This is a genomic window from Vibrio sp. 10N.247.311.14 (assembly GCF_041467715.1).
Taxonomy (GTDB): domain Bacteria; phylum Pseudomonadota; class Gammaproteobacteria; order Enterobacterales; family Vibrionaceae; genus Vibrio; species Vibrio crassostreae_C.
In genome coordinates this window covers 66,544-91,745 of the sequence record NZ_JBFSVE010000014.1, presented here as the reverse complement: position 1 = coordinate 91,745, position 25,202 = coordinate 66,544, and the positions used below count along the sequence as shown (strand labels likewise).

Annotated in this window: 19 protein-coding genes; 10 read left to right on the top strand and 9 right to left on the bottom strand. The window is 43.0% G+C overall.

All coding sequences use genetic code 11. The features are described from left to right. Positions 1 to 401 (top strand): transketolase-like TK C-terminal-containing protein (locus tag AB6F11_RS07455; RefSeq protein ID WP_372130722.1); only part of this gene is annotated, 401 nt, incomplete at its 5' end. Positions 402 to 509: 108 nt separating this feature from the next. Here AB6F11_RS07455 and AB6F11_RS07450 read toward each other — a convergent pair. Continuing rightward, a complete protein-coding gene (locus AB6F11_RS07450; RefSeq protein WP_104216396.1) occupies positions 510 to 2,072 on the bottom strand; it encodes a PAS domain-containing methyl-accepting chemotaxis protein in 1,563 nt (520 codons plus the stop codon). A gap of 826 nt (positions 2,073 to 2,898) precedes the next feature. On the opposite strand from AB6F11_RS07450, the gene AB6F11_RS07445 reads away from it, so the two are divergent. Further along, positions 2,899 to 3,216 carry a hypothetical protein gene (locus AB6F11_RS07445; protein WP_104216397.1) on the top strand — a complete coding sequence of 106 codons (318 nt, stop codon included), beginning with the start codon at positions 2,899 to 2,901 and terminating at the stop codon, positions 3,214 to 3,216. Positions 3,217 to 3,271: 55 nt separating this feature from the next. Beyond that, the gene (locus tag AB6F11_RS07440) at positions 3,272 to 6,028 is read left to right on the top strand and encodes an immune inhibitor A domain-containing protein (RefSeq protein ID WP_104216398.1); all 2,757 of its coding nucleotides are present in this window, start codon (positions 3,272 to 3,274) and stop codon (positions 6,026 to 6,028) included. Between the two features lie 267 nt (positions 6,029 to 6,295). On the opposite strand, the gene AB6F11_RS07435 is transcribed toward AB6F11_RS07440, so the two are convergent. After that, the gene (locus AB6F11_RS07435; protein WP_017064421.1) at positions 6,296 to 7,471 is read right to left on the bottom strand and encodes an MFS transporter; all 1,176 of its coding nucleotides are present in this window, start codon (positions 7,469 to 7,471) and stop codon (positions 6,296 to 6,298) included. A 243-nt stretch (positions 7,472 to 7,714) separates the two neighbouring features. Here AB6F11_RS07435 and AB6F11_RS07430 point away from each other — a divergent pair, with 243 nt between their 5' ends. Further along, positions 7,715 to 8,605 (top strand): LysR family transcriptional regulator, encoded by an 891-nt coding sequence (locus AB6F11_RS07430; protein WP_017061891.1) that lies wholly within the window; start codon positions 7,715 to 7,717, stop codon positions 8,603 to 8,605. Between the two features lie 94 nt (positions 8,606 to 8,699). Here the strand turns inward: AB6F11_RS07430 and AB6F11_RS07425 are convergent, their stop codons facing one another. From AB6F11_RS07425 to AB6F11_RS07410, 4 genes are all read right to left on the bottom strand, one after another. After that, on the bottom strand, positions 8,700 to 13,595 hold the full coding sequence (locus AB6F11_RS07425; RefSeq protein WP_372130323.1) for an ATP-binding protein: 4,896 nt from the start codon (positions 13,593 to 13,595) through the stop codon (positions 8,700 to 8,702). Positions 13,596 to 13,665: 70 nt separating this feature from the next. Beyond that, a complete protein-coding gene (locus tag AB6F11_RS07420) occupies positions 13,666 to 14,691 on the bottom strand; it encodes an HD-GYP domain-containing protein (RefSeq protein WP_029235511.1) in 1,026 nt (341 codons plus the stop codon). Positions 14,692 to 14,892: 201 nt separating this feature from the next. Next, entirely contained in the window at positions 14,893 to 15,867 is a 975-nt protein-coding gene (locus tag AB6F11_RS07415; RefSeq protein ID WP_102393616.1) for a bifunctional oligoribonuclease/PAP phosphatase NrnA, read from the bottom strand. A gap of 8 nt (positions 15,868 to 15,875) precedes the next feature. Beyond that, positions 15,876 to 16,010, bottom strand: a complete 135-nt coding sequence (locus tag AB6F11_RS07410) for a hypothetical protein (protein WP_261978795.1) — start codon at positions 16,008 to 16,010, stop codon at positions 15,876 to 15,878. 249 nt (positions 16,011 to 16,259) lie between these two features. On the opposite strand from AB6F11_RS07410, the gene AB6F11_RS07405 reads away from it, so the two are divergent. The 6 genes from AB6F11_RS07405 (at position 16,260) to AB6F11_RS07380 (ending at position 22,307) form a co-directional block, all read left to right on the top strand. Further along, positions 16,260 to 18,068, top strand: a complete 1,809-nt coding sequence (locus AB6F11_RS07405; protein WP_240698133.1) for a caspase family protein — start codon at positions 16,260 to 16,262, stop codon at positions 18,066 to 18,068. 67 nt (positions 18,069 to 18,135) lie between these two features. After that, a complete protein-coding gene (locus AB6F11_RS07400) occupies positions 18,136 to 18,798 on the top strand; it encodes a hypothetical protein (protein ID WP_102393614.1) in 663 nt (220 codons plus the stop codon). Beyond that, on the top strand, positions 18,798 to 19,772 hold the full coding sequence (locus AB6F11_RS07395) for an LPP20 family lipoprotein (protein WP_102393613.1): 975 nt from the start codon (positions 18,798 to 18,800) through the stop codon (positions 19,770 to 19,772). Before AB6F11_RS07400 ends, AB6F11_RS07395 begins: the two co-directional genes overlap by 1 nt. A 21-nt stretch (positions 19,773 to 19,793) precedes the next feature. Further along, on the top strand, positions 19,794 to 21,017 hold the full coding sequence (locus AB6F11_RS07390) for a murein transglycosylase domain-containing protein (RefSeq protein ID WP_102393612.1): 1,224 nt from the start codon (positions 19,794 to 19,796) through the stop codon (positions 21,015 to 21,017). A 9-nt stretch (positions 21,018 to 21,026) separates the two neighbouring features. Continuing rightward, on the top strand, positions 21,027 to 21,479 hold the full coding sequence (locus AB6F11_RS07385; protein WP_017102532.1) for a hypothetical protein: 453 nt from the start codon (positions 21,027 to 21,029) through the stop codon (positions 21,477 to 21,479). Positions 21,480 to 21,488: 9 nt separating this feature from the next. Continuing rightward, positions 21,489 to 22,307 carry an ETEC_3214 domain-containing protein gene (locus AB6F11_RS07380; protein ID WP_170962357.1) on the top strand — a complete coding sequence of 273 codons (819 nt, stop codon included), beginning with the start codon at positions 21,489 to 21,491 and terminating at the stop codon, positions 22,305 to 22,307. A 209-nt stretch (positions 22,308 to 22,516) separates the two neighbouring features. On the opposite strand, the gene AB6F11_RS07375 is transcribed toward AB6F11_RS07380, so the two are convergent. Genes AB6F11_RS07375 through AB6F11_RS07365 form a run of 3 tightly spaced genes read right to left on the bottom strand, consistent with a single transcriptional unit; the run spans position 22,517 to position 25,190 of the window. Beyond that, positions 22,517 to 23,281, bottom strand: coding sequence for an ABC transporter ATP-binding protein (locus AB6F11_RS07375; protein WP_102393611.1), 765 nt, complete (start codon positions 23,279 to 23,281; stop codon positions 22,517 to 22,519). Positions 23,282 to 23,293: 12 nt separating this feature from the next. Further along, the gene (locus AB6F11_RS07370) at positions 23,294 to 24,244 is read right to left on the bottom strand and encodes an iron chelate uptake ABC transporter family permease subunit (RefSeq protein ID WP_004731594.1); all 951 of its coding nucleotides are present in this window, start codon (positions 24,242 to 24,244) and stop codon (positions 23,294 to 23,296) included. Further along, positions 24,237 to 25,190, bottom strand: coding sequence for an ABC transporter permease (locus AB6F11_RS07365; RefSeq protein WP_017094729.1), 954 nt, complete (start codon positions 25,188 to 25,190; stop codon positions 24,237 to 24,239). Before AB6F11_RS07365 ends, AB6F11_RS07370 begins: the two co-directional genes overlap by 8 nt. Positions 25,191 to 25,202 lie beyond the last annotated feature (12 nt).

Here is a 25,202-nt window from a genome sequence, read left to right as displayed (position 1 = left end):
AAGTAGCTAACATCGCTAAGGGTGGTTACATCCTGAAAGATTGTGAAGGCAAGCCAGAGCTTATCCTTATCGCAACGGGTTCTGAAGTTGAGCTAGCGGTTAACGCTGCTGCTGAGCTAACGGCTGAAGGTAAGAAAGTACGCGTAGTTTCTATGCCTGCTACTGATGCGTTCGACAAACAAGACGCGCAGTACCGTGAGTCTGTACTTCCATCTGACGTAACGGCACGTATCGCTGTAGAAGCTGGCATCGCTGACTTCTGGTACAAGTACGTTGGTTTCGGTGGCAAGATCATCGGTATGACAACGTTTGGCGAATCTGCACCTGCAGGTGAGCTATTCAAGATGTTCGGTTTCACTACTGAAAACGTAGTAAACACAGCGAAAGAGCTTCTAGCTTAATCTTGAATACATTGTCTCGCCCTTCAATGGGTTGATGCATACAGAAAGCCCCGCATGAAAATGCGGGGCTTTTTTTGTCTTTTCTCTCATTCGGATTAAATCTAACGGCTATTTTTCTTCGAAACGCTTTGCCAGTTGGTAGAACTCATTAACTCGTTCTTTTAGCTCTGTGGAGTCGTCTTTCACAGAATGCGTTGCCACTAAGTTTTGTTCTGCGGTCGAGGCGATAGACTGCATATGCAGATTGACTTCACTCGACAGCTCACGTTGCTTATGAGCAGAACTTTCAACAGACTGCATGAGTTCATTCATGGATTGCATTAGGTTTTCGACTTCCGACAAGCGCTCTGCACTCACCTTCGCAACATCACCACATGCGTCCGTTTGCTTACGGTTCGCCAGAATATCTTTTTGCCACCCTTCAATCGTCGTTAGCATGGTATCGATGCTCTCTTTGATCTGAACCGTAGCCTTTGAGGTTCGACCCGACAATGCACGGACTTCGTCGGCAACAACGGCAAAGCCTCGTCCTTGCTCGCCCGCTCTCGCCGCTTCAATCGCAGCGTTCAGGGCCAACAAGTTGGTTTGTTCGGCGATTCCACCAATCTCTTCCATTATCTTGCTTACGCTCTGCGCTTGATCGCTCAGTTGGTAAGTCGTTTGAGTCGCCTTTTCAGCCTGAGAAGCTAGGCTCTCTAAGTTTTGATGAGTTTGATTAATGCTTTCTTTAGCGCCAGCACAGGTTTGCAAAGTCACATCAACAATCTGGTGCGCTTCTTCTGTGCGAGAAGAGACCTCATTGGCGGTGACTTCAACCTCTTCAGTCGCCTCTCGTACTTGAAGAATGTCTTTTGTTTGTTGATCTAAGGCTTCTGATACTTCAAATGACGTCGCATTTAGGTTGTCAGCCAAATCTTGTAACGGCTTGGCTGAGTCTGTCATGCGACCTAATACGGTGTGGATTCTTGCAGACAATAGTTTTAAGTGAAAATCGGCAATAGAGAACTGACTATTACCTGAATAAACAAGACGACTAACACTATCGAATTTAGATTGCAGCTTTTTCAACTGCAGTGGAGTATCAATCAGCTCTTGTCGGAAAAGCAGTGCTAATGCTGAAACAGGAAGTAGGCTCAACAACCATTGTGATACTTGCCCTACTTCAATGAGATTTGAAATTAACGGCGCAGCCAAAGAGCCTAGCAACACGGCGTAACGAACACTGTCACTGATCTTTAATGACCATTGGCGACCCGACTTTTCAGCCTTCAAGAGGCCTTGGTAAGCCTTATCTGCAACTTGTATCCATTCATTCTTTGGCTTAACACGAACAGATTGGTAGCCACTCACCTTACCATTGTCGTAAATTGGAGTTACATAAGCATCGACCCAGTAAAACCCACCAGATTTAGTTTTGTTTTTTACGATGCCACGCCAAGCTTTACCTTGCTTTAGGTTAACCCACATATCAGCAAAAGCGGCTTTCGGCATATCGTTATGCCTTACGATATTGTGGTGTTGCCCTAGCAATTCTTGTTGGCTGTATTCCGCTATGCGACAAAAAGCATCATTACTGTACGTAATCACGCCTTTTAAATCAGTGGTAGAGACAAGTTGTTCGTTTTCGCTGAGAAGCGTTTCACGAGATTGAGTAGATGAGCTGACAGTCATTATATTAACTTAGGTTAATTATTATTTTAGGCGAGGAATATATACAATTATTAAAGTTATGACAAAATGTGAACGTCACATTTTGTGTAAATGCCTGCTATTTATACAAAAATACGCTCGACACCTCACAAAGCTCAACGCTTCACGCTTCTTCTCAAATCAACATTTATAAATCATCTAAGTTACCTACAGTTTAAATCTCATGGTTCTCATTGAAACAGAGGTATGGAATGTACGAATGTTTAAATCTTTGCACAGCACTCATTCAACAAAGCCTTTAGTAAGCTTGGATGTCTTAACCATGGCAATCCTCTACTCAACCATAAGTAAATCGCTAACGCGTACACGAACTAAAAAGCCTAAACGCGGGCTCTTTTTCTTATCTGATAACTCCATTTGATCGAGCTATTGTGAAATCTGTTCTCTTGAAGCACTTTAAATCGCGCTCAATACCCTAATTATTGATATTTTGAGTAAAAATAATTTGAGCATGGGTATTTACTAATGACTCAGTTATTACATGCGTATTTTAAAACACCGATAATAAAAAATCATCTTATTAGTTAGAACCCAACGCCTTGTATAAAGCGCCCTCCAGAATAATAACCACGACCTAATCAATGTTATTAAACATCCAAACTATCAACTATTCATTCAACAAAACCCATTAAATAACTGACAATAGAATAAATAACACTCCTTATTTTATATTAACTCTAAATGTTGAAACTGGAACGAATAATTAATTGTAATAATTATCCATTTGATTGGTAAATTTTATAAATATATTTTGTTACATAATCAAAATTGATGGCTTGATATAATAATGTCACATAAAACAATGGCTTTAATGGTTTTATCTTTTTTCTCACTGTCACAGGCTTCCACCTTTGAGAATGATGAACTGTTACTCAAGTCATTGATTGAAAGAGGCGTAATCTGTCCTGGCTTAACCTATGAAGACAATCAAAAAGCTTTGCGTATCTATCTCAACGCTAAAAAAGTAAAGAGCACTCAGTTTGATTCAAAAAATATAAAAGAGACAACCAATACAAAAGAAATAGAAAGTACGAAACATACAGCAAACACACGTCAGTTAAATAAGACACCACAAGAGTGTATTAGGCCAGACTCGGACAGCTGATTCGAATAAGGCAGTTGATACTGATATCGACATGGAAATATAAAAAGGAAATATAATGAAAATGATGAGAAAAACATTGTTGGCTTCAGCAATGCTTACTCTATTTAGCGTCAGTAGTTATGCAAAAACACCTATTGATTTAGGCGTTGTTAATGAAGACAAACTTATTGAAATGCTAGTTAGACAAGGCTTAGTCGACCAAGATGCAACCGATGTGGCAAAGCACGACGCACTTGACCGTTACTTAAAAAATAAGATCAATTCCGGTTTTAAAGGCGACGCTCAATTCGGTAAAAAAGCACTTGAGCAACGAGCGAAAATACTCAAAGCCATCGAAAAAGGATCCGGTGTTAAAAAAGCGAGTGTCTTTGCTTTAGAAGTCGGCACCAAGCGTACCGATAAAGTACTCGCTCTGTTAGTCGATTTCCCTGATTTGAACTGGGATAATAACAAGCTGACCGAAGAGCACACGCAGATGCTCTATGAGAGCTACAACCCAGAGCATTATCAAGAGCTGTTGTTCTCAAATTCTGGCTACACAGGGCCCAACGGCGAGAACCTAATCTCGATGCGCCAATATTACCAAAGCGAATCAGGTGATAGTTACAGCGTTGCAGGTCAAGCGGCAGGTTGGTATCGCGCCTCTAAGCCTGCGTCATTCTATGGTGGCAACTCCCCTACCACCGACAACGACTTAAACGCACAGGAACTGGTTCGTGAAGCACTGAATCAATTGGCTCAAGATCCGAGTATCAACCTAGCCGATTACGATATCGAAGATCGTTACGATTACGACGGTGACGGAAACTTCCGTGAACCCGATGGTGTGATTGATCACCTAATGGTATTCCACGCATCGGTAGGCGAAGAAGCCGGTGGTGGTGTATTGGGCCCTGACGCTATCTGGTCGCACCGATTCAACCTTGGTCGCACACATGTGCTTGAAGGTACCTCTAGCTCGCTTCCCGACCGCTTTGGTGGCCAATACGCGGCATTTGATTACACCATTCAACCGATTGATGCAGCAGCTGGTGTCTGTGCTCACGAGTATGGCCATGATTTAGGCTTACCAGACGAGTACGACACGCAATACACAGGCAAGGGTGAACCAGTATCTTACTGGTCAATCATGTCTTCAGGCAGCTGGGCTGGCAAAATTGGTGGCACACAACCAACGGCATTCAGCTCTTGGGCAAAACACTTCCTACAGAAATCGATTGGCGGACGTTGGATTAACGATGATCAGATCTCGATTGATGACCTAGAAGACAATCCACAAGTGTATACGCTGTTCCAAACAACGGATAACAGCCGTCCGAACATGATTAAGGTCGATCTTCCTGAAAAGCAAATTGAAAGTCTGAAACCCTTTGAGGGCGAGTATTCATTCCACTCTCAAAAAGGCGATGATCTGAAAAATAGCATGACTCGCAAGTTGGTGATCCCAGCGGGTGATTCTGCACTTCTGTCTTTCAAAACTTGGTATGAGATTGAAAAAGACTACGACTTTGCGCGCGTGCTAATCAACGGACAAGCCATTGCCGGCAACATTACCTCAATGGACGACCCATACAACACGGGCCTCGTTCCTGCTATTGGCGGCGAATCTGGCGGATGGGTTGACGCTGAGTTCGACGTTTCACAATGGGCAGGACAAGAAGTTGAACTTTTATTTGAGTACATCACCGATGGTGGCTTAGCAATGGAAGGCTTCTATTTAGATAACCTCAGTGTGGTCGTTGATGGTCAAGTGACTCCAATAGACGATGGTGAAAGCAACTCCACCTTCGCCCTAAATGGCTACAAACTGAGTAATGGATTCCATCAAGCGCAGCACTACTACCTACTGCAATGGCGCAGCCACATGGATGTTGATGAAGGTCTAGCCAACATCAAACGCATGGGCCAACTCATCTCATTCGATCCAGGTTTAATCATTTGGTACGCAGACGAGTCACTGACTGATAACTGGGTAGGCAAACACCCAGGTGAAGGTTGGTTAGGTGTGGTCGATGCAGACCAAAATGCCATGACTTGGGAAAAATCCGGTGAAGTCGCTCAAACTCGTTACCAAGTTCGTGATGCTGCGTTTTCACTCAAAGATCATACCCCAATGCGTCTTGTGAACAGCGACGATGATGTACTTGAAGATACCAGTTTGGTTGGCAATGCTAGCTTCTCTGACGACCAAGATTACACCTCTCCACAAGCGCCTGATTCAGGACGTGTCCTAACGGAGTTTGGCTTAGCCGTTGATATTGTGAATCAGAGTGACAACAACGAATACGGCGTGGTTCGCTTATCGAAAATAAGCCAACACAACGTCGCCCCTACTGCGAACTTCGATCTCAATGTCACTGGCCTGAACGTTTCTGCACGTAACTTCAGTTCTGATCAAGACGGTGAGATCACCCGTTACCTATGGGACTTTGGCAACGGCACAACAAGTAACGAAGTGGCACCAACTTGGTCTTACGAGCAAGCCGGTGAATACACGGTGAACTTGACTGTTGTTGACGACAAAGGCGCTACCGATTCATTTAGCTCCGTAGTGAGTGTTGAATCTCCAAACGCCCTTCCAGAAGCGAGTGCAAAGTACATTCACTTGGGTCGCTGGGTAACCATGTGGTCTACAAGTTCAGACAGCGATGGTCGTATTGTTGATACCGAGTGGACACTTCCAAACGGAAAGGTGAAACGAGGTCGCACATTCACTTCAATCTTCCCTTCATACGGAGAGCACGAGGTGACACTGAAGATAATCGATGACCAAGGTGGGATTACGACTAAGACAATTTTAGTCGACCTGTAGCTCATCTTGGGTCTTAGGTCTTAGGTCTTAGGTCTTAAACGATAGACCATCAAAATAAGTACGCGGCTCTATCACGCGTACTTACAAGCAAGCTTAAGCACTGTTGTCTTCGAGCATGAGCCAAGACAGCAGTTTTAAGGAAACGTTATTATTTAAGCCGTAAGCAAAAGCCCTACCGATTTGGTAGGGTTTTTTATTGGTCGCAGTTCGAGATACTAGGGTTTTAATCACAGTAACGAAGTTACTGAACCACCATTAGATGATCCATTACACAGGCTGCTTTTGAATACGCGATTTACGAGCACTGAATGCGAACAGCAAGATAACAGCTAACACGAATGGTAATACGTAGATATTGAGGTTCTGCCACCCTGCTGTCGATTCTAGCCAGCCAGAGAGCATCGCTGTAATCGTCACACAGCCAAAGACAATAAATTCATTAAACGCTTGTGCCTTAGCTTTATTCTGCGATTGGTAGGACTGACTAAACAAACCTGTTGCCGCGATAAACATAAAGTTCCAACCGACACCAAGCACAACTAGAGCCGCTCTGAAGTGCCAGATAGATTCGCCATGAATGTTAATCGCGATACAGACGACGAACAGAACCCCGCCTGCCAAGATCATCATTCTTGAGCCAAACTTCTCGATAAGTGAACCAGTAAAGAATGCAGGAACAAACATCCCCAATACGTGCCACTCAATGACGCCCGCTGCTTTGGTAAAGTCAAAACCACAACCAATCATTGCCAATGGCGTTGCTGTCATCAGGATATTCATCACCGCATAAGCGACCATGGCAGCAAACACTGCGCCAATAAAGTTAGGCGCTTTTACTATCACACTGAGAGGATCGGATTTAGGTGCCTGACTATTAAAAGAGACTTTTGGAAACTGAATTGTTTGTAAGATGAGTAACGCAAGAATGTTCAATCCAATCAAAGAAGCAAAAGCACCAATGTACAAGCCATCTTGCGACCACTGTTGCGACATAATCGCCAAATTTGGTCCTAATACCGCGGCTAAAACGCCACCAGCCATCGAGATAGAGATCGCTCGGTGACGGGCATTTTCATCACACACCTCGATTGCAGCAAAACGATAAAGCGTGCCAAAACCTATGCCTATCCCAAGTAAGAACGTAGCGAAACAAAACAGATAGAAATTTTGCTGAGACAGTGCGTAGGTGGCAAGACTAGCTCCTGTAATGCCAACCACATTACCAATGCTAAATCCTCTCTTTCTCCCTAACTTGCCTGAAATTAAAGATGCTGGAATAGTGGCTGCCATTAGACCCAAAAACTGCAGTGCAACCGGCAAGGTGATCATGCTGACACTGGGTGCAATCTGCTTACCGATCAAACCAATCACAGAGATCAGTAATATGTTACCCGTCATCAACAAGGCCTGACACAGTGAAAGCAGCCAAACATTTCTATTCATCTTCGTTCCTAAATATGAGCACAGTTGGTCAATAGACCAAAAATTCAACAAAGTCGCAACACTTTGTTACTCATAGCAACTCTACAAAGCGACCAATAGACCAATATAAAGTGCTACCACCACATGACTTTGATTAGCGTTACTTAAGACGCTAGAGTTGAAATTATCATTACTTAAGATAATAATAATTTTCTGTTATTTATTGGCTTTGTTATTTATAGGCTTTAGTATTTGAAGGTGAGTATGATTAATCCACTTTGGCTCAATACGTTTAAGACTCTGGTTGAAGTTGGCCATTTCACCCAAACGGCAGAAAAGTTGTATATGACACAACCTGGAGTCAGCCAACACATCAAGAAGCTTGAACAAGCTTGTAATTGTGACCTGCTATCTCGAGAAAACAAGAGCTTCGAACTGACCGAACAGGGTCGGATTATGTATCGCTATGCGATCAAACTAGAGAAAGACCAAGAAGATCTTTTTGAGTCTCTGAGTTTTGATAACCCTTATGCTGGGCAATGTCACTTGTCTTGCTCTGGCTCACTCTCTTTGCGTCTGTATCCCAAGCTTCTTGAACTTCAACAGCAACACCAAGAGCTCAGCATTAACTTAGAAGCCGCTCCAAACAAAAAGATATTGAATGACCTAAGCGAAGGCACTACCGATATCGGCATTGTTAGGCATTCCCCGAACGACAGCTACTACCAAAGCCAAGTCATCGGCAAAGAAGCACTGTGTCTTATTGTTCACCACAGCCTTGCTGATTTAGAGATAACGCCGCAAGTATTGAATGACATTGGCCTGATTGCCCACCCAGATTCTGCACATTATCTGTCTTTGTATTTCGACCTTTGCGGAGATAAAGACTTAGCGAACATCAACGTTAATGAGATACCAAGATCTGGCTACATCAATCAGCTTCACCAGATCTTGCTACCCGTATCAAAAGGATTAGGTTTTACCGTGTTACCGGCTGGCGCGGTTGAACACTTCCCAGATAGAGACAAGCTACACGTTGTGCCGCCAAAGGTAGAAGTAGAGGAAACGCTGTATCTGGTTCAAAAACGAAACCGAAAACTGCCGCACCGATACGATACGGTTGTTGAGCTAATCAAACAGAACGTGAGTCGTTAGTTCGGTATAGATAGATTTAAAGCCTTTAGCTAGCTAGTTATTTCGCTATAAGAGCTAAAGGCTTTAATGTTGAAGTGATATTTATAAAAGACAACTACTCAGAAGCGCCAAACCCCTCTTTTGCTCGTTCAAAGTCATAATTATCTAACGCACTTCGAACATCTTTGAGAACAACAGAATGTGGATACTGTGCCAATAACTCAGTCACATATTGAGTTGCATCGTTATCATAAGCATCCAGCAGTGATAGCAACTGAGCATGCTGTTCTGACGTGATGCTCGGTGAATCAGAGGTATCAGCAAGACTCGCATCGGCTTCTTCAGTACTTGTCGTATTGAATCCCCCAACACCAGACACATCAAAGCTGATCTCAACTGCTTTAATCAGTTCGATTAACCCAAGTTCGCCTTGCTTAAGATCTGCTTCATCACACGCCTTGTTATGCGCTTTGCTTTCTAAATCACTGAGTAACTCTGCCAATCGCAATCCACCAATCGAAGCTGCCATGCTTTTTAAGGTATGTAGATTACGCTCTAACGTCTCCCAGTCGCCTTGTACTAAGTTATCAAAAGCATCCGACATAATGTCTGGCGATCCTTGGCAGAACCTATCAAGCATTTTGGCTTGCAGCTTCACATCATGATAAGTCAGTTGCTCAAACCTCGACTGAGAGAAAACAGGCGGCTCAATTTGGGGATCGGAGTGCAATTCCGCACTCTCACCAGAATCACCTGTCTGGATCGCATCTGAAGAGGTGTCTGATGGCGCTCGACCTTCAACTAAGACCTCAGGAACAATGTATCGAGTAATCAAAGACATCGCTTTATCAATAACAATAGGCTTATCCAAGAAGTCCGTGATGCCCGACGCCCTCGCTCGTTGTTTCGCATCAGCAAAAACATTGGCTGACATTGCAATAATCGGTACATCTATATCGAATTCACGAATCAAACGGGTAGCTTCAAAGCCGTCCATAATCGGCATTTGAAGATCCATGAAGATTATTTCGTAGTCGTTGTTTTTAGCTAACTCCAGCGCTTCCTTTCCGTTTTCAGCAAGATCGGCATTTAATTTAGAGCGACTGAAAAATGCTAAGGCGAGATCTTGGTTCAGCTCATTGTCTTCAACCAATAGCACTCTTTGCCCTTTGAACTCTATCTGATAATCCAGTTGCAACTCTTGAGCTTTGAAGTCGGCTAACGCATCCGAGCTTGAGCGTGGCAATGTCAGTACAAAGGAGAACTCACTGCCTTGCCCGTAAACACTCTCTACCGTAATTTGACTGCCCATCGCATGAACTAATTTCTGGCTAATGTTGAGCCCAAGCCCTGTACCGCCAAACCGACGTGTCGTTGTGGTATCCGCTTGGCTAAAGGCTTCAAACAGCTTGTGACGGTTCTCATCCAAAATGCCTATCCCGGTATCCATCACACTCACTCTCATGGTTAGGCTGCTGTCGTTCGAGTCAACATGCTCCACCGTTAATGCTACGCTGCCTTGTTCCGTAAACTTAATCGCGTTGCCCACAAGGTTGAGTATGACTTGGAACAACCTCAAGGGATCGCCTTGCAGTGGCGTGTCTAACTCTGGGTCGATGACCATCGACAAATTGAGTTGTTTCTCAGCGGCTTTCGACTCCATTAGTTCAATCACATCTTTAAAGGTCGTTACGGGATCAAACGGGACGTTATCAATAACAAGTTGTCCAGCTTCTATCTTTGAGAAATCAAGGATGTCATTGATGATACCGAGTAACGAATGGCCAGAACGGTGCACTTTCTCAATGTAATTTCGAGCGACAGGATTAGATATTTCGCCAATCGCCAGATAAGACAAGCCAATAATGGCGTTCATTGGGGTTCTTATCTCATGGCTCATATTGGCTAAGAATTCCGATTTAGCTTGGCTCGCCAAATCGGCTCTCTGTTTCTCTTCTTCCAATTGTTCGTTAAGGCGCTTCATTTCTGAAATATCGAATGCCCAAAATAGTGTGGCGACTTCACCATCAATCTCAAAAAGATAGTAACTGACCAAAGCAACAAATCGGGTTCCATCAGACTTTCTGAGTACTAACTCCCTATTTTCAACTTTACCGTTAAGGTCGAGCTCTTCATGCACGCCATCACGAACGCTCAGCGAGTCATGGATAGCGGCAACGTCGATAGAAGACAACGCCTGATCTTCCACGCCAAACAAACGTTTTGCCGTATCGTTCGCGTAACGAACCTCTTCTTCAAATACCACACTAGCTGCAATTGGAGAGCTATTTAGCATGTTGTAGAGTTGGTTCTGCGCCTTTTCCAGAGCTTCGGTCGCTTCCTTAGCAATACTGATCTGCTTCGCTAATTTACGATTCCAGAAAATAATAAGAAGAAGGATCACCAGAGAAAAAACCGAAATAGTGTAAACCAATTGATAGTCAACTCTTTCTATCGCTTTGGGCGCCGCCCACTTCGCCGATATCTTTTGATGTTCTTCAGCAGAAATACTCTCAATCGCCTTATTCACAATCGAATAAAGCAAAGGTTCAGATTTGATGACATGCAGAGTTGGCGACAGGAAGAAGTCTAACCGGCCGATGATACCAACCCCTCGATGACCAAATGAATCAATGAGGTAATTGAGGACATCAACAGTGTCGACCATGCCGTCTAAGGTTTTATCATCCAATCGGTTGAGCCCATCGGCCGTGGATTCTACCTCTACCCACTCAACGTTCGGGTACTTATCTAAAATCGCGTTAGTATTTGCCGCATTCTTCAATATACCGATTTTCCAACCATCAGCTTCTTCAAGTACCAAGCTACTAACGTCTCTTCTCGATGCAATGGCCAAACGACTTGAAAACAAGCTTTTAGCTGCTTTGACGTTATCTCCTAACGAACGATTCTCTTGAGCTGCTGAAACCAGTTCCACTTCATGATGATCAACCAAGCTTCGGGTCTCAGACCAATTCGCCACGTCAACATGCTGAATACTTAGCCCTGTTTTTTGTTCAATCAGCGTTAGATAATCATCAATCATCCCGATGTATTCACCGGTATTGGATACCGCTTCATAAGGTAACGAATTCGGATCGATACCTATACGTACATCCGGATTATCTTTAATCCACGCCCTCTCTTTTTGGCTTAGATTTAGGATCTCTCCAGTCAAGTTACTCGCTTGATAAACATCCGCAATATAGCGTTTCGCCGCATCTCCGAATGAACTAAATTGTTCGACAGATGGAAAATAAACATGGTTCCGCTCTAACGAATTAACATCAAAGTAGAAAGTCATCGAACCAGAGTTGATACTCCCTCCCTTGGTCCTATAATTCGCCACCTTGGTGACTGATGAAAAGTGAGAGGTATTTTTCTTCTCTCCATATTGATCAACTAGGTTGCCTATGTACCAAGATTTGATCGGGCGACTATTGTTATCCGCTTGTGCGGTGATCACCTGAAAAGAACTGTCCGTGTCGAAAATTTCAAACACTTCCGTCAACTCTTCAAAGCGGTCGTTGACGATAAAATACGCAGATATTTGCGCGATAATATTCGCTTTTTTAAGGACTAGGCTTAAATCACTCTGAACCTGCATCTCGATAATTTGGTTTAAGCCGTCATCCTCCTGTTTAAGCCTTTTAATTGCGGCATTGAAGCTATCTCTGATTTCTTCACTCTTAAAGTCCACATAGATCGGATACTCAACTTTATACTCGTCATGTAGCGTTAGCTCTGCCATTTCAATAAAACGAGTGTTGGTGATAAACCACTCTAGCACTCTTCGTTCAACCATTAGCAGGTCAACATTTTGAGCCCTCAACTGCGAGAATGCTGATTCAAGATCTTCGTAATCTTCAATACGATCAATGTCTAACTTACTCTTCAGAACTTCAACAGAGTTTTTAATTGTGGATGTTTCGTCGAACAATAACGCCCCTAATGATAGGTCTTTTGGGGATTGAAGTTGGAGTTTGCGGCGAGTTAGTGAAACAGGAACAAACTCAACATTAAAAACGTTATCACTTAAAAAGTGCGCATTAGGATCATCAAACTGAACACCAGAAAAAAAGGCTATAGAATTATTGTTATCGATGGCTTTTTTAGCGGCGCTAGGTGGAAGTGTGACAACGTCACCTAGTTTATATCCCATGTCATTCAGTGCACGCTGAAGAATGTCGTACTGTAGCCCGACTGCGGTGCTGTCTGGGTAAATATACGGAGGGTTACCAAAGCCAAACACGCCTTTTAGCGGCACTCGATAGGGGGAACTGTCTAGCCACTTCGATAAAATCTTGTTCTTGTTATCAACGTCGAAGGTTTCAATCTGTTTGTTGATTAGCGTCAGCAGTTCTGGTTCATCGGTTCGAATCACCATTGATGCTTCAAACCTTTTCCAATGCTCCAGAACATAATTTACCGCTAAATCATGAACGCCAATCTTTTTCGCAAGATCCATAGTGGTGATAGGTTCACCGACCATGCCTTCGACATCCCCGGCCCCTAACGCACGTACTGCATCAATAACGTTATCAAAATTCACTCGCTCAATAGAACTCAATTTGACACCGGCTCGCTCCAAATCGATATTTTCGTTAACCATCGCAATACGGCGTTTATTATTTTGATCTAGGTTTCCATCGAGTTTGTTGTCGATGGGAACAATCACTGCGACCTGATAAGGAATATAGGGAGCACTCGCAAGAAAACGGCCACCTTCACTTGGGTCGAACTGTTGGAATGGAAATACATCGCCTCGCCCGTCGACTAACGCGGCTTTAGCCTCGACACGCGAGTTAACTGTGACAAACCGAACATGAACACCAAAACGCTGTTCAAGATCTAATGTCCAATCTTTGATGATCCCAGAAACCTGCCCATCATCATCGATGAATGAGTAAGGATAATGGTTGGCCAAGACAACAAAAGTTACCGTTGGTTGGTTTCCCAACCACTGATTTAACTCAGTATCTGTTACCTCAGCAGCATTCGTAGATCGCATTAGCAGCGACCACACCACAAGTGTAATGACCAGAAAAACAACCAAACGATTTAGCGACAACATCAAGCCATCACTCATCTCTAAATTTCTCTTTAATTGCTAGAATCTCAGGTAACTTCAGAAAAAACACATCAACGATAGTTGGATCAAAATGTTTGCCTTTCTGTTCTTCAAACAAGTTCAGCGCCTCATCAATACTCCAAGCTTTTTTATAAGGGCGCTCTGCGGTCAGGGCATCAAACACATCAGCAACAGCCGCAATTCTTCCAACCAATGGGATACCTTCACCAGCTATCTGGTTTGGATAACCACTGCCATCCCATTTTTCGTGATGATATTGCGCCACCTGAATAGCCATACGCATCAGTTTGGAATCACTCTGCCTACCAAGTATATCAACACCATATTCGACATGCTTTTGCATAATTGTCCACTCGTCGGCGTCCAATTTACCCGGCTTGAGTAATACGCTATCAGGAATACCGATCTTGCCAATATCATGCATTGGTGCTGCATCACGCAACGTCTCGGCATCTTCGTCAGTCATTCCCAAGGCTTTAGCTAGCACTTCACAGTAGTGACTCATACGCTTAACGTGCATGCCTGTTTCATTGTCTTTAAATTCAGCAGCTCTACCCAGTATGTTCAGTGTTTCTAGCTTACCGAGATTGATCTCTTGAGTTTTCTCTTTTACCTGACTAAACAACGCGCGTTGTTGGTCATAAAGTGCGATATGCGTTTTCACACGCTGGAGTGCAATTGCAGGGGTTATCGGCTTGGTTAGGTAATCGACAGCCCCCAAGGAGAGTCCTTTTACTTCGGCTTCTGGACCAATTGTGGCGGTCACGAAAATGATAGGAATGTGAGCCGTATTCGGCTGAGCTTTAAGTTGGCGGCACACCTCGTAACCATCGATGTCAGGCATCATGATATCAAGGAGGATAAGGTCTGGCTGCGGCACCATCTTCGCGATCTTGATACCAATTGTGCCGTTAATCGCTACTTTCACTTGATAAGTATCTTTGAGTATTGCCGTTAACACATCCAAGTTACTTGGGGTGTCATCCACGACTAACACTATAGGTTTCCGACTCATTGATACCTCGTATACAAATCAAACAGTTATAACCCTAGTGTAGAACGATTTCCAGAGGTTAAGCAGAAAAAAAGCAATTGATTTTCAAAAATGAAGAGTAGATCTTCGAGTGACGTCAAACTAACGGTTTGAGTCTAGCCTGATGTCAGAAACTCGGCGGACGATCCCAGGTACAAATCAGATAGAGGCAAAAACTTTGGTTCACAATATATTCAATTGAGGGCGGATCAGATCATAAATAAAGACCCGTTCATTGGAATGGTCAAACACTTGATTAACAACACCACCAGCCATATGCGAGTGTCCTCCACCAAAACCAACACCCGTATCATTCAGCGATCTCTTTATCACCTTAGCCATGTCATTCTGGGGGCATTCAGAACGCAATGAAACAAATGTTCTCTCATGACTACGGGCACTCAACACCACAATATCTAGTTCATCAACTGTAAGTAGAAAGTCACCAAGCACTCCTAGCATATTTTTGGGACACCCTTCTGGTAAGCTCCCAAATGCACAATTTCCGTCTTTCCTAATAGATTCAAACATGAAATCAAATAACTTCAACTCTTGATATTCGATTTGATTTCGACAAATACGATTGACCATATTCATATCAGCACAGTTTTGAAGTTGAAGTAGGGCTTTGATATCAGCTTTGTTCATTGCGCGGGTAAAATTTGCCGTATCGAACGTCAATCCAACAAGTAGAGCCGTCGCTACGCGGTCGGGAATTGGAATATCATAATGATTAAAGTACTCCACCATAATGGAAGCTGTTGCGCCATAGTTAGGTCGAATATCTGAAAACCAAACGAAACTGGGTGCTACAACCTGATGATGATCGATCACCCCAACTTCTATACCCGGTAAGTCGGTAACATTTTTTTCACCAATACAGCCATCTACCACAATGATTTTGTCATTGGGCTTTAAATCTAATCGATGTGACTTAACTATGGGAATATCAAGCCAACCAATCAAATTATGTAAAGAAACACGATCAATAAAGCCTTGATAAGTAATGAGTGGTTTAAAGCCCTTCTTTCTAAGTAAATAAGCGAGAGCAAAAGCGGAGCCAACCGCATCATGATCAGGAAAGTCATGAGCTTGAATGATGATTCGTTCGCAGTCCCTGAGACGCTCAAGAAAATCGTTAAATGAGAAAATAGACATACCTCACCTTAACCTTTCAAGTTTTCTATTGTATTAAGAACAGTTTCAGTACCACCACCCAATGGACTAACTATCTCATCTCCATATTGTATTCCAATAAAAACACCGAGAGCGATTAAGATAAGACTAGCAACTTTTAACATGAGAACACCACTAACTATAAATAAAGCGAATCAATTGAGTTCTAAACGTAAGAACACCTAACTCCTAAGCCTCTCAAACAGAAGAAATTTAATAAACACCCATTCCAAATTAACTAAAACTTACTCACACTTAACAAAACAAACATTGACTTATATCCCATTACGATTAATGCGCCATTGAGTGATATTCAACTAGACTATATGGTCTTGAGCTCATCTGACACTACGGCCATATGGAAAACTTATCTAATGACACGGAATAGAATTGTCACAGGTATGCTATTTGCGTTAGCACCAACTCTTAGTTTTGCTAACGCTGACAATCAATTTGAATTTTCGCACTCTAAACAGGGAACTGTATGTTCATCTAATCCTGATATTTGGCAGCTTGGCGGTGAGCTGCAAGTTGATGCTCCTATTTCGCTGAATGGCAAGGTCATCACTCGCGGCGGACAAAAAAAAGCAAGCAATAATGTTGACCTATTTGCAGGACAAGAGTCCTCTACCGAACAACATTACATGACGAGTTCTATCGGATGTATACAATCTGACGACCCAATGTCATTGGTTGGTGCTGTCGCCTCTTTATACGAAGTACAACACACCACATTGAGCAGCTCAGACATTCCACCACCAGTTCGAGAGCCTGATCTGCCCAAAGCGCCAGAAATCGTCAAAGATCAATTTGAAACCAAAACTCAATTTGATCAACGCGTCGAAAAATTGCGAATAGAACGACAACAACAAATAGCCGCTATACAACTTAAATACCGTCAACAAGTAGAAGCTCGAAATGCCAAAATTAGAGTACTACAAGAAGGCGCAGATTCTCGAAAAGGCGATTTGAGCGTGCAGAAAACGCAACTCGTTGCTAAGGCTTTCAGAGATGTAATGGGTAAACCGGTTGTTACAACAAAAAGTTACGATGCTGAAAAGCAGCAAATGCACCTGTCGTTTAAAGCGTCAAATCAAAATTACCAACGAGATATAATCCTGAATGTGCCTCTCGAACAGGCTCGCGATGTCTTCAGTAACATTGATAAGCTTGACCTCGCACTCACCTACTCTTATGACGAGAGCCAACTAGAGCTTGTAAATATAAAAGGCAAGTACGATGACGCTATGTTCTCTGGAAATGTGGCTGAGAGTAATTATCAGCCCGAAGCTCTGAGTGTGGTTCTTAACAATGGTCCGAGTAGTGCCTCTATTCCTGGACTAGAGATGCAAAACCCTAACTTGATAGATGCTTTTGAAGTCGATTCACGCCTCTCGGCAACGGACAACACCGCCTCTGATGAATTGAAGCAACTACTTAATGGCTTTGTGCCTGTGGAAAGTAATTCATCCAACTGGTTCTTCAACCTATCTATAGAAGATTACGCAAATTCAGATCAAGTAGCCTTTGCGCGCAGCAGTGGTGAAGTTATGTCTGACGTCGCGACAAAAGTTCTGGGTGTTCCAGAAAGGCACGTCTACGAGCTCATTGACCGTGACGCAACCAGTGGTGCGATTAAAGATAAGTTACGTTTAATGTTAGACAACGTCGATGAAGGCGATACGGTTTACTTCTACTACAGTGGACACGGTATCCCTGCGATTCCCGATAATGATCCTTACATTCTCCCGCAAGATAAGATCCCTGACTACATAACTGATGATGAGTTCTTCAAACTCGATAACCTCTACAAAACACTGTCTAGCAGCAAAGCAGGCAAGATAGTCGTTATGGTTGACAGTTGTTTCAGTGGAGCGACTGATGGTGTATCGGTCATCAAAGGGGTTGCCGCCTCTAGACTAGCTCCGAAAAAAGTCAGTATCGATCCTGAGCGCATGGTCGTGATCACCGCGGGACGCGATAAAGAGTATTCCAATATGTACCAAGAAAAAGGTCATCGCCTGTTTAGTTATTACCTCATGAAGTCAATGATCGAGGGAAACAAGGATGTGAATACACTTTATCAAGATGTTTACGACAAAGTGAAATCTGCCTCTTTTGAGATGGGGGATTTAAAACGTCAACATCCAACAATTACTGGTAACCAGACTATGTCTCTTTAAGAGCATGCCACTTTTAAAACTATTTCAATTTACAACCTATTTGAAACATTGATTAAGGCTTATATCCATGTTTAAGAAAACACTTTTAGCAACATCCGCTCTTCTTATCTCATCAACAGCCTTCGCTGCGGATGTAGAGAACTCTAATCTAGATATCGCATTCCAAGGTGCTCACTTCCAAGGTGCTGGTAACCAAGTAACCATGTTACGCGTACCAGTAACCAACAAGGACACTGGACAAACTCAATTCTTTGACATGAGTGCAGAGTTCGCAGCGGACAAAAATGGCAACCTAGTATTTAAGAATATGAGTTCCATAAAATCAGTTGCCTTTACAAGTGCCAACCAACTAATTGCCGGACACTATCTAGACACTAACAATTGTAGTTGGTTCGTTGAAGGGCCATCAGTTACATCCAATGGAAGATCCAGTTGGAGCTTTTTTAAACCAGCCAATAATATTGGTTGTAAAAACTCTGATCAGCGTTCAGGTCAAGTACTAAGTGGACCGTTAGAAAAAAATCAACTAGCTATTACTCAATCGAATACCTACGAAAAGATTATTAAAACTTCAGAAGGAAACCTGAATTACGGTGTATATCGTGGAAGCTACGTTATGTCAGCAGTTCAAACAGGAAGAAGTATTGCAATTAATATCTATGATAAGTACGGACTAGATGGTAGTTGGACAATAATGCAAGCGCCAAACCCAGGTAAAAAAGAAGACTAATGAAAATAATAGCGCTAATCATCTCCCTGTCGAGTGCTTGTGCTTTCGCCTCCCCGTCTTGGTACGGGGAAGTGCCATTGGACTCAACTTTGAGCTATGGGTTCGGTAAAGGCAACACTTATCAACAAGCCAAAGACGCGGCTTATCATGATCTGGCTAAAAGTGTTGAAAACCGAATAGTCAGTAATACCACCAGCACTAAAACCTTCGAAAATGGCGAGTTGAAAAAATCTGCGGCTTCTCATAAAGAGTCCATATCCAATGTAGTTTTCCGAAACAACGTCACCATTATCAACAGTGAAAAATCGCAAAACCAGTTTTATGTTCAAGTTCAATATGACCCCGAGTCATTTGTACAAAAGCTCACTGCTTGGTTAAAGAAATCACAATGTCACAGTGAATTACACCCATACTGGTCAACAACGACCATGCTAAAAAACTGGGTAGAACAACACCAATGTCTGCCGGATATAGATATCGAGCGGTTTGCTGGGGGCTGGATGCTCTCCAGCAGTAGTGGCCAGTTAATACTACCCGAAGCAAAGTATAACCACCTATTTTTCAACTATTCAGATGACAGTATAGATATTCAATCATCCAAGCGACGACTCAATGCTGGCGACCATTACTTTATTCAACTCAACTCAAACCAAGCGGGTTACCTCTCTTTGTTTCAAGTTTATGAAGATGGCAGTACTGGCGTGTTAGTTGAAAACCATCAAGTCACAGATAGCGACTCTATCGAGTTTCCAGATAGAAACAAATATGACGGCATCGAAGCACTGCTCAACGATGGACAAGAGACATACGATACCAACATCGCATTGCTCTGCCCTACAAAAATTGATACCTCTCGATTTGAGCGATTGGATGAATCGCGTTTATCAACAGACACCCCAGGGTTTGGATTGATCCTGAACTATTTCGAGCACTGTGATTTTGTCATGGAACGACTCTCGATAGAGAAAGGTTAATCCCTCGGTCAAGGAACAGATATGAAGAAAATAATTTGTCAGCTATCCCCTTTAGCAATACTGATCTCTAGTGGCTGGGCATCTGCTGATACGCTGCAACAAGCGTGTGAACTTTCAATTACCGAACAAAGTTGCCCTAGCGTCGAACATTTTGTCAATCAACCTTTTGAAGCTAAAGATGAGTTTGAAAAATACAAACTCTGCAGTGAAGCCCAATTTGATCTTTACAAAGTGCAAAAGAACTGCGAATTCGATCAATATGTGGCACAAGCTCAACAAGAGTTTGATAAGTTTAAAACCAAAGTTTCAGAGTCTTGGGATAATCCTACCTTTAGCGACCAATTTAAGTGGGTCAGCTACAGCCCCTCTCTACAAATAAAGCGTGAAGTTAACTTCGAGAAAAATACGATTCAAGTCACCACTATTGCAGGTGAAACAACCTCAATAGAAGAACTCAAAGAAGAGATCGTGCGTACATCTCAGCTGACCATTGGCGAAGCCCAACAAGCCGATGCTTATACCTCTGAACTGATTGAAGCAACAAATGTTGAGAAACTCAGTGACAAGACATTCTTACCCGTTTCCGAAACACCAAAGGTTCAGGCTCAAGAGTTAGACAAAGCTCTTGAAAATGTGGCCGTGACCAAAGCCAAAGACAGTAAAGGCAATACCGTTCTCAAAGCCGTTATTTCTTTTCCGCCAAGTTGGCTTAATCGTAAAGAACAACGCTTTTTTGATACCGTTGAAGTTTACGCAGAAAAATACAAACTTGAGCCTGAATTTATACTGTCTATCATCAAAACAGAAAGCGCTTTCGATCCTACAGCAACCTCACATATTCCTGCCTTTGGCCTGATGCAAATTGTCCCAAGTTCCGCAGGATTAGATGCGACAAACTTCCTATTTGGTGAACAACAGCTACTGAATAAAGAATACTTATTCGACCCCGAAAAAAACATTGAGGTCGGTACCGCTTATTTGCACTTACTGCGCTCTCGCTACTTCAAAGGCGTTACCAATGAAGAGAGCTTAAAGTACTGCATAACAGCGGCTTATAATGGAGGCATGGGCCCAATCTATCGTATTTTCGGAGGCAAACGCTCAGTTGCAATCAAGAATATTAACCAGCTTGAGCCACAACAAGTATTCCAAACTATCCAACAAAAGCACTCTGCTGCGGAAACTCGTAACTACTTGAAAAAAGTAAGTAAAACAGAAGTTAATTACGAAAAGAATATGATTTAAGGATAAAACATGAAAAAGACTCTAATTATCGCTGCAATTACTACATTGTCATTTCAAGCAGCTGCTAACTCCGAATTTCCTAGTTGGCGCATGAACCCACAATCTGATTTGCCTGAAGGCTTAATCGCAGGCGTTGCTTGTGTTGAAAGTATGGGAGACATGACGCTTGATATGGACATCGCTTCAATGGAGGCGAGAGCATCGCTAGCCGCATCTCTCGAAGCCATGGTGCAAAAAGAGCTCGATACAAATCGAACCTCGGAGAAAAAGAAGATTGTAACAGCAGATCGTAAGGACAATGTTGTGACTACAACCGTAACCGCTAAATCGACCACAAAACAACTGACCAACCAGCTAATGAAGTTTACCTGGGTAACAGAAAGCGTTTCTGTAGAAAAAGATGTCGAAGAATATTTATGTACCCGGGTGGTTGCACGAGCACCTCAAGTTGTTGCTGAATAAGGTTTTATCATGTCAGAACAAGCTCTACCTTCATCTGTTGATAAAACAGCACCAGAAGAAGACATGTCTTTAACTCAACAAGCTCCCAATGAAGATCAAAAAGATTTTCTTGAAATAATGAGAGAGAAGACACCAAACTCTATCCTTGCCATCATTGCGCTGATCATCGCAGGTGGTCAGTTCAACGATGCTATTGATATGGGAAGCAAAGGTTGGGACCTCTTAATTTCTAACTTTTCAGATGCTCCATCTAACGAGCGTCTTTCTAAAGTCTATATTCGTGCTTCCAGTGGCATTTTAGAAGAGACATTTGGCTCTCCGGTTTATACCAAGATGTCGAATGGTGAGGTACAGATAAAGTACTACAAAGACAGTAAGTTTATTCTTTCTGCAATAACATCCAACGACACAATAGATGCTTTTCTCATTTTCCCTAAACCGGGGTTTGTCGCTGATGTGAACTACCACGCAGGCAGCGCCACTTATTTGGAAACCAACTTCGTTAACTCGACAACAGAACATGCTGCCATATCCAATATTGCGCGTTCAGGTAATTATTACATTGAAGAAGCAGAAGGTGGTCGCTATGAACTGTTATACAGCTCTGTCGGTGGTTACAGCGAATATCTATCCGCTCTCTCTGGGCAACAACTCAAGTTACTCGCTGATTTTAATGACAAATTGATGATGGAAGAGAATACAAAAGATTCTATAACTAAACTACGTAGTGAAATCAGGCCAAACTTCTATGGGTATACGACGGTCGATTTAGAATCACTCGCCCCTGCAATCCTTACCAAGCTTGAATATGAATTGATCACTGATTAACAGCAGCGTTGGTCATTGATAATCGCTATCCAGAAATGTGTATATCTGATTCGGTTGGCTCTACGTACATTGATGAACTCATCAAGTTTGCTAAAACTGAACAAGTCTTAAAAATCGGCTATAAATAGAGACAAAAAGAGCTCCTCATAATGTAGGAGCTCTTTTCATTTCGGTAACTAGGGGTTTAAGCAGGCTAGAGACCCAGTAATCTAACGACCAGAATAATACATACAGATTCGAACACCATCGAACTCACGAATCTCAAATGGGATCTCGTAGATCGATTCCATCACTAACTTTTCAACCACTTCCGAAACCTTACCCGACTTAACCACTTGGCCCTTCTTCATCGCGACAATGTTATCTGAGTAACAAGAAGCAAAGTTGATGTCGTGAATCACGATCACCACCGCTTTATTAAACTCATGCGCTAAGCGACGCAGCGTCTGCATGATTTCAACCGAGTGTTTAATATCTAGGTTATTCAGAGGCTCATCTAAGAACACGTAATCTGTATCTTGCGCCACAACCATCGCGATAAACGCCATTTGACGCTGACCGCCACTCAATTCATCAAGGTATTTGTTTTGAATGTCGGTAATGCCAAGGTGCTCTAGCGCTGTATCGACGATCTTATGATCTTCGTCTTTCAAGCGACCCTGTGAATGCGGAAAACGACCAAAACAGACCAACTCACGAATCGTAAATCGCATATTGATGTTGTTTGATTGTCTTAACACGGCAAGGTGCTTGGCTAGCTCTTTGGTATCCCATTCAGCCAGTAATTTATCGCCGATAACGACCTCGCCCGCATCACTTTCGGTTAAGCGGCTCGCCATTGAAAGTAGCGTACTTTTACCCGCACCATTTGGGCCAATGATAGAAGTCACTTCTCCTTTCGGGAACATAGCACTGGCATCATCAACCACGAGTGACTTGCCATACTTCTTAGTTAAACCTGTTAATTTAATCACTACTTACTACCTTTACTGAATTCTGGTGCGTAACAACAAGAACATAAAATACAAACCACCGACCAAGTTAATGATCACACTCACTGTGGTTTCAAACGCCATTACTTTTTCGATAAACCATTGGCCTGAAACCAATAGAACGACCGCTAACAAACTGCTTGCGATGATAAGCACACGATGTTGATAAGATTTGAATATCTGACGAGCTAAGCTCACGGTGATTAAACCAAAGAACAGCACTGGGCCAACCAAAGCCGTCGATACCGCGACCATCACTGACACAATCACCAAGGTAATTTGAGTCAGTCGCTTGGTATTCACCCCTAAGCTTGTTGCGTTATCGACACCAAGCCAAAGCACATCAAGCTTAGGCGCTAACAACCACAGGCCAAGCAAGCTCAAACCTAATGGAATAAGGCTGAGGTAAACCAGTTCGCCTTTCACGTTATTGAAGCTTGCGAACATCACATTCTGCAGCACCGCAAATTCATTGGGATCAATCAACATCGCAAGGAAGTTCGCTAAACTCGAGAATACGCTGCCACACACGATGCCTATTAAAAGCAGTGTGAAAACGTTATTTCGCTTGCTCTTAAAGTAGAAATGGAACAGAGCAAACGAGAACAAGATCATCACAGTTACAGACATCGAAAAGTTTGCGATTGAGTCAATCACCCAGAAACTGGTACTGCCAAACACAAACAGAAGTACCGTTTGAACCAGCATATACAAGCTGTCAAAGCCCAAAATGGATGGGGTTAGAATTCGATTATTAGTAATGGTTTGGAACACCAATGACGATGCAGAAATCGCCACCGCCGCCAACACAATTGACAGTAGTTTAGGTAGTCGCAGAGACAAGAAGAACTCATAGTTATCCCACGTAAGTCCCTGCCCCACAAATACAGCCGCCATACACAAAGACGCGATGGCCAGAATCGCAATTTTTACTGAATCACGCATTCGACTTGTCTCTCATGATTAGGTAGATAAAAATCAAGCCACCAAAGATGCTGATTACCATCGAGATTGGAATCTCATAAGGGAAAATGACGATTCGAGCTAACAAGTCACAAACCAATACCAAGATCACGCCCCAATAGGCTGTCCAAGGCAGAATCTTCTTCATGTTATCGCCCATCATCAGCGACACGATATTCGGCACGATAAGGCCAAGGAATGGGATAACACCGACGATCATCACTACAGAAGAGGCACAGATAGCGACCAATGCAACACCAATGAAGACGATCTTCTGATAATTCAAGCCGATGTTTTTCGCAAAGCTCTCGCCAATACTCGCCGCACTGAACTGACTCGCGAAGTAGTAAGCCAACACACAAGCAGGCACTGCGAGGTAAAGAATTTCATAGCTGCCTTGCAACACACTCGCAAAGTTCGCCATTGTCCATGCCGACATGGTTTGTACTAAGTCGTACTTATAAGCAATAAAAGTTGTTAGAGACGAAACAACGTTGCCATACATGATGCCAATCAAAGGCACCAACACCGCATTCTTGAACTTCAGGTGTTGTAGAAAACGGACCAATAGCATGGTTCCGAAAACCGCAAACGCGAAAATGAAACCTAAGTAGCTCCATTGCGCTGCATTGCCCAGAACCAGGATACCGACTATGTACCCAAGCATGGCGCAGTCAATGGTGCCCATCGTCGAAGGCGCGGCAAACTTGTTCTGCACGATCTGTTGCATGATCAAGCCAGCGACACTCAAGCCCGCACCGGCAAGCACAATCGCGAACAGTCGAGGGATTCGACTAACAACATAAATAGAGTTGGCGTGTTGGTTGCCATTGAAGAAGTCGCTAAAACTGATCTCAGCGACTCCAATCATCAATGACATAACGCATAACACAACAAGAAATACAGCAGCGGCAATGGGTTTCAACATAGAAATAATACT

What these genes read in the sequence shown, in the direction of transcription:
- AB6F11_RS07415 (WP_102393616.1), bottom strand. Translation starts at nt 15,867, where the DNA reads ATGTCTATTTTCTCATTTAACGATTTTCTTGAGCGTCTCAGGGACTGC.
- AB6F11_RS07450 (WP_104216396.1), bottom strand. Translation starts at nt 2,072, where the DNA reads ATGACTGTCAGCTCATCTACTCAATCTCGTGAAACGCTTCTCAGCGAA.
- AB6F11_RS07370 (WP_004731594.1), bottom strand. Translation starts at nt 24,244, where the DNA reads ATGCGTGATTCAGTAAAAATTGCGATTCTGGCCATCGCGTCTTTGTGT.
- AB6F11_RS07390 (WP_102393612.1), top strand. Translation starts at nt 19,794, where the DNA reads ATGAAGAAAATAATTTGTCAGCTATCCCCTTTAGCAATACTGATCTCT.
- AB6F11_RS07435 (WP_017064421.1), bottom strand. Translation starts at nt 7,471, where the DNA reads ATGAATAGAAATGTTTGGCTGCTTTCACTGTGTCAGGCCTTGTTGATG.
- AB6F11_RS07420 (WP_029235511.1), bottom strand. Translation starts at nt 14,691, where the DNA reads ATGAGTCGGAAACCTATAGTGTTAGTCGTGGATGACACCCCAAGTAAC.
- AB6F11_RS07380 (WP_170962357.1), top strand. Translation starts at nt 21,489, where the DNA reads ATGTCAGAACAAGCTCTACCTTCATCTGTTGATAAAACAGCACCAGAA.
- AB6F11_RS07440 (WP_104216398.1), top strand. Translation starts at nt 3,272, where the DNA reads ATGAAAATGATGAGAAAAACATTGTTGGCTTCAGCAATGCTTACTCTA.
- AB6F11_RS07400 (WP_102393614.1), top strand. Translation starts at nt 18,136, where the DNA reads ATGTTTAAGAAAACACTTTTAGCAACATCCGCTCTTCTTATCTCATCA.
- AB6F11_RS07410 (WP_261978795.1), bottom strand. Translation starts at nt 16,010, where the DNA reads ATGTTAAAAGTTGCTAGTCTTATCTTAATCGCTCTCGGTGTTTTTATT.
- AB6F11_RS07430 (WP_017061891.1), top strand. Translation starts at nt 7,715, where the DNA reads ATGATTAATCCACTTTGGCTCAATACGTTTAAGACTCTGGTTGAAGTT.
- AB6F11_RS07405 (WP_240698133.1), top strand. Translation starts at nt 16,260, where the DNA reads ATGACACGGAATAGAATTGTCACAGGTATGCTATTTGCGTTAGCACCA.
- AB6F11_RS07385 (WP_017102532.1), top strand. Translation starts at nt 21,027, where the DNA reads ATGAAAAAGACTCTAATTATCGCTGCAATTACTACATTGTCATTTCAA.
- AB6F11_RS07425 (WP_372130323.1), bottom strand. Translation starts at nt 13,595, where the DNA reads ATGCGATCTACGAATGCTGCTGAGGTAACAGATACTGAGTTAAATCAG.
- AB6F11_RS07395 (WP_102393613.1), top strand. Translation starts at nt 18,798, where the DNA reads ATGAAAATAATAGCGCTAATCATCTCCCTGTCGAGTGCTTGTGCTTTC.
- AB6F11_RS07365 (WP_017094729.1), bottom strand. Translation starts at nt 25,190, where the DNA reads ATGTTGAAACCCATTGCCGCTGCTGTATTTCTTGTTGTGTTATGCGTT.
- AB6F11_RS07445 (WP_104216397.1), top strand. Translation starts at nt 2,899, where the DNA reads ATGTCACATAAAACAATGGCTTTAATGGTTTTATCTTTTTTCTCACTG.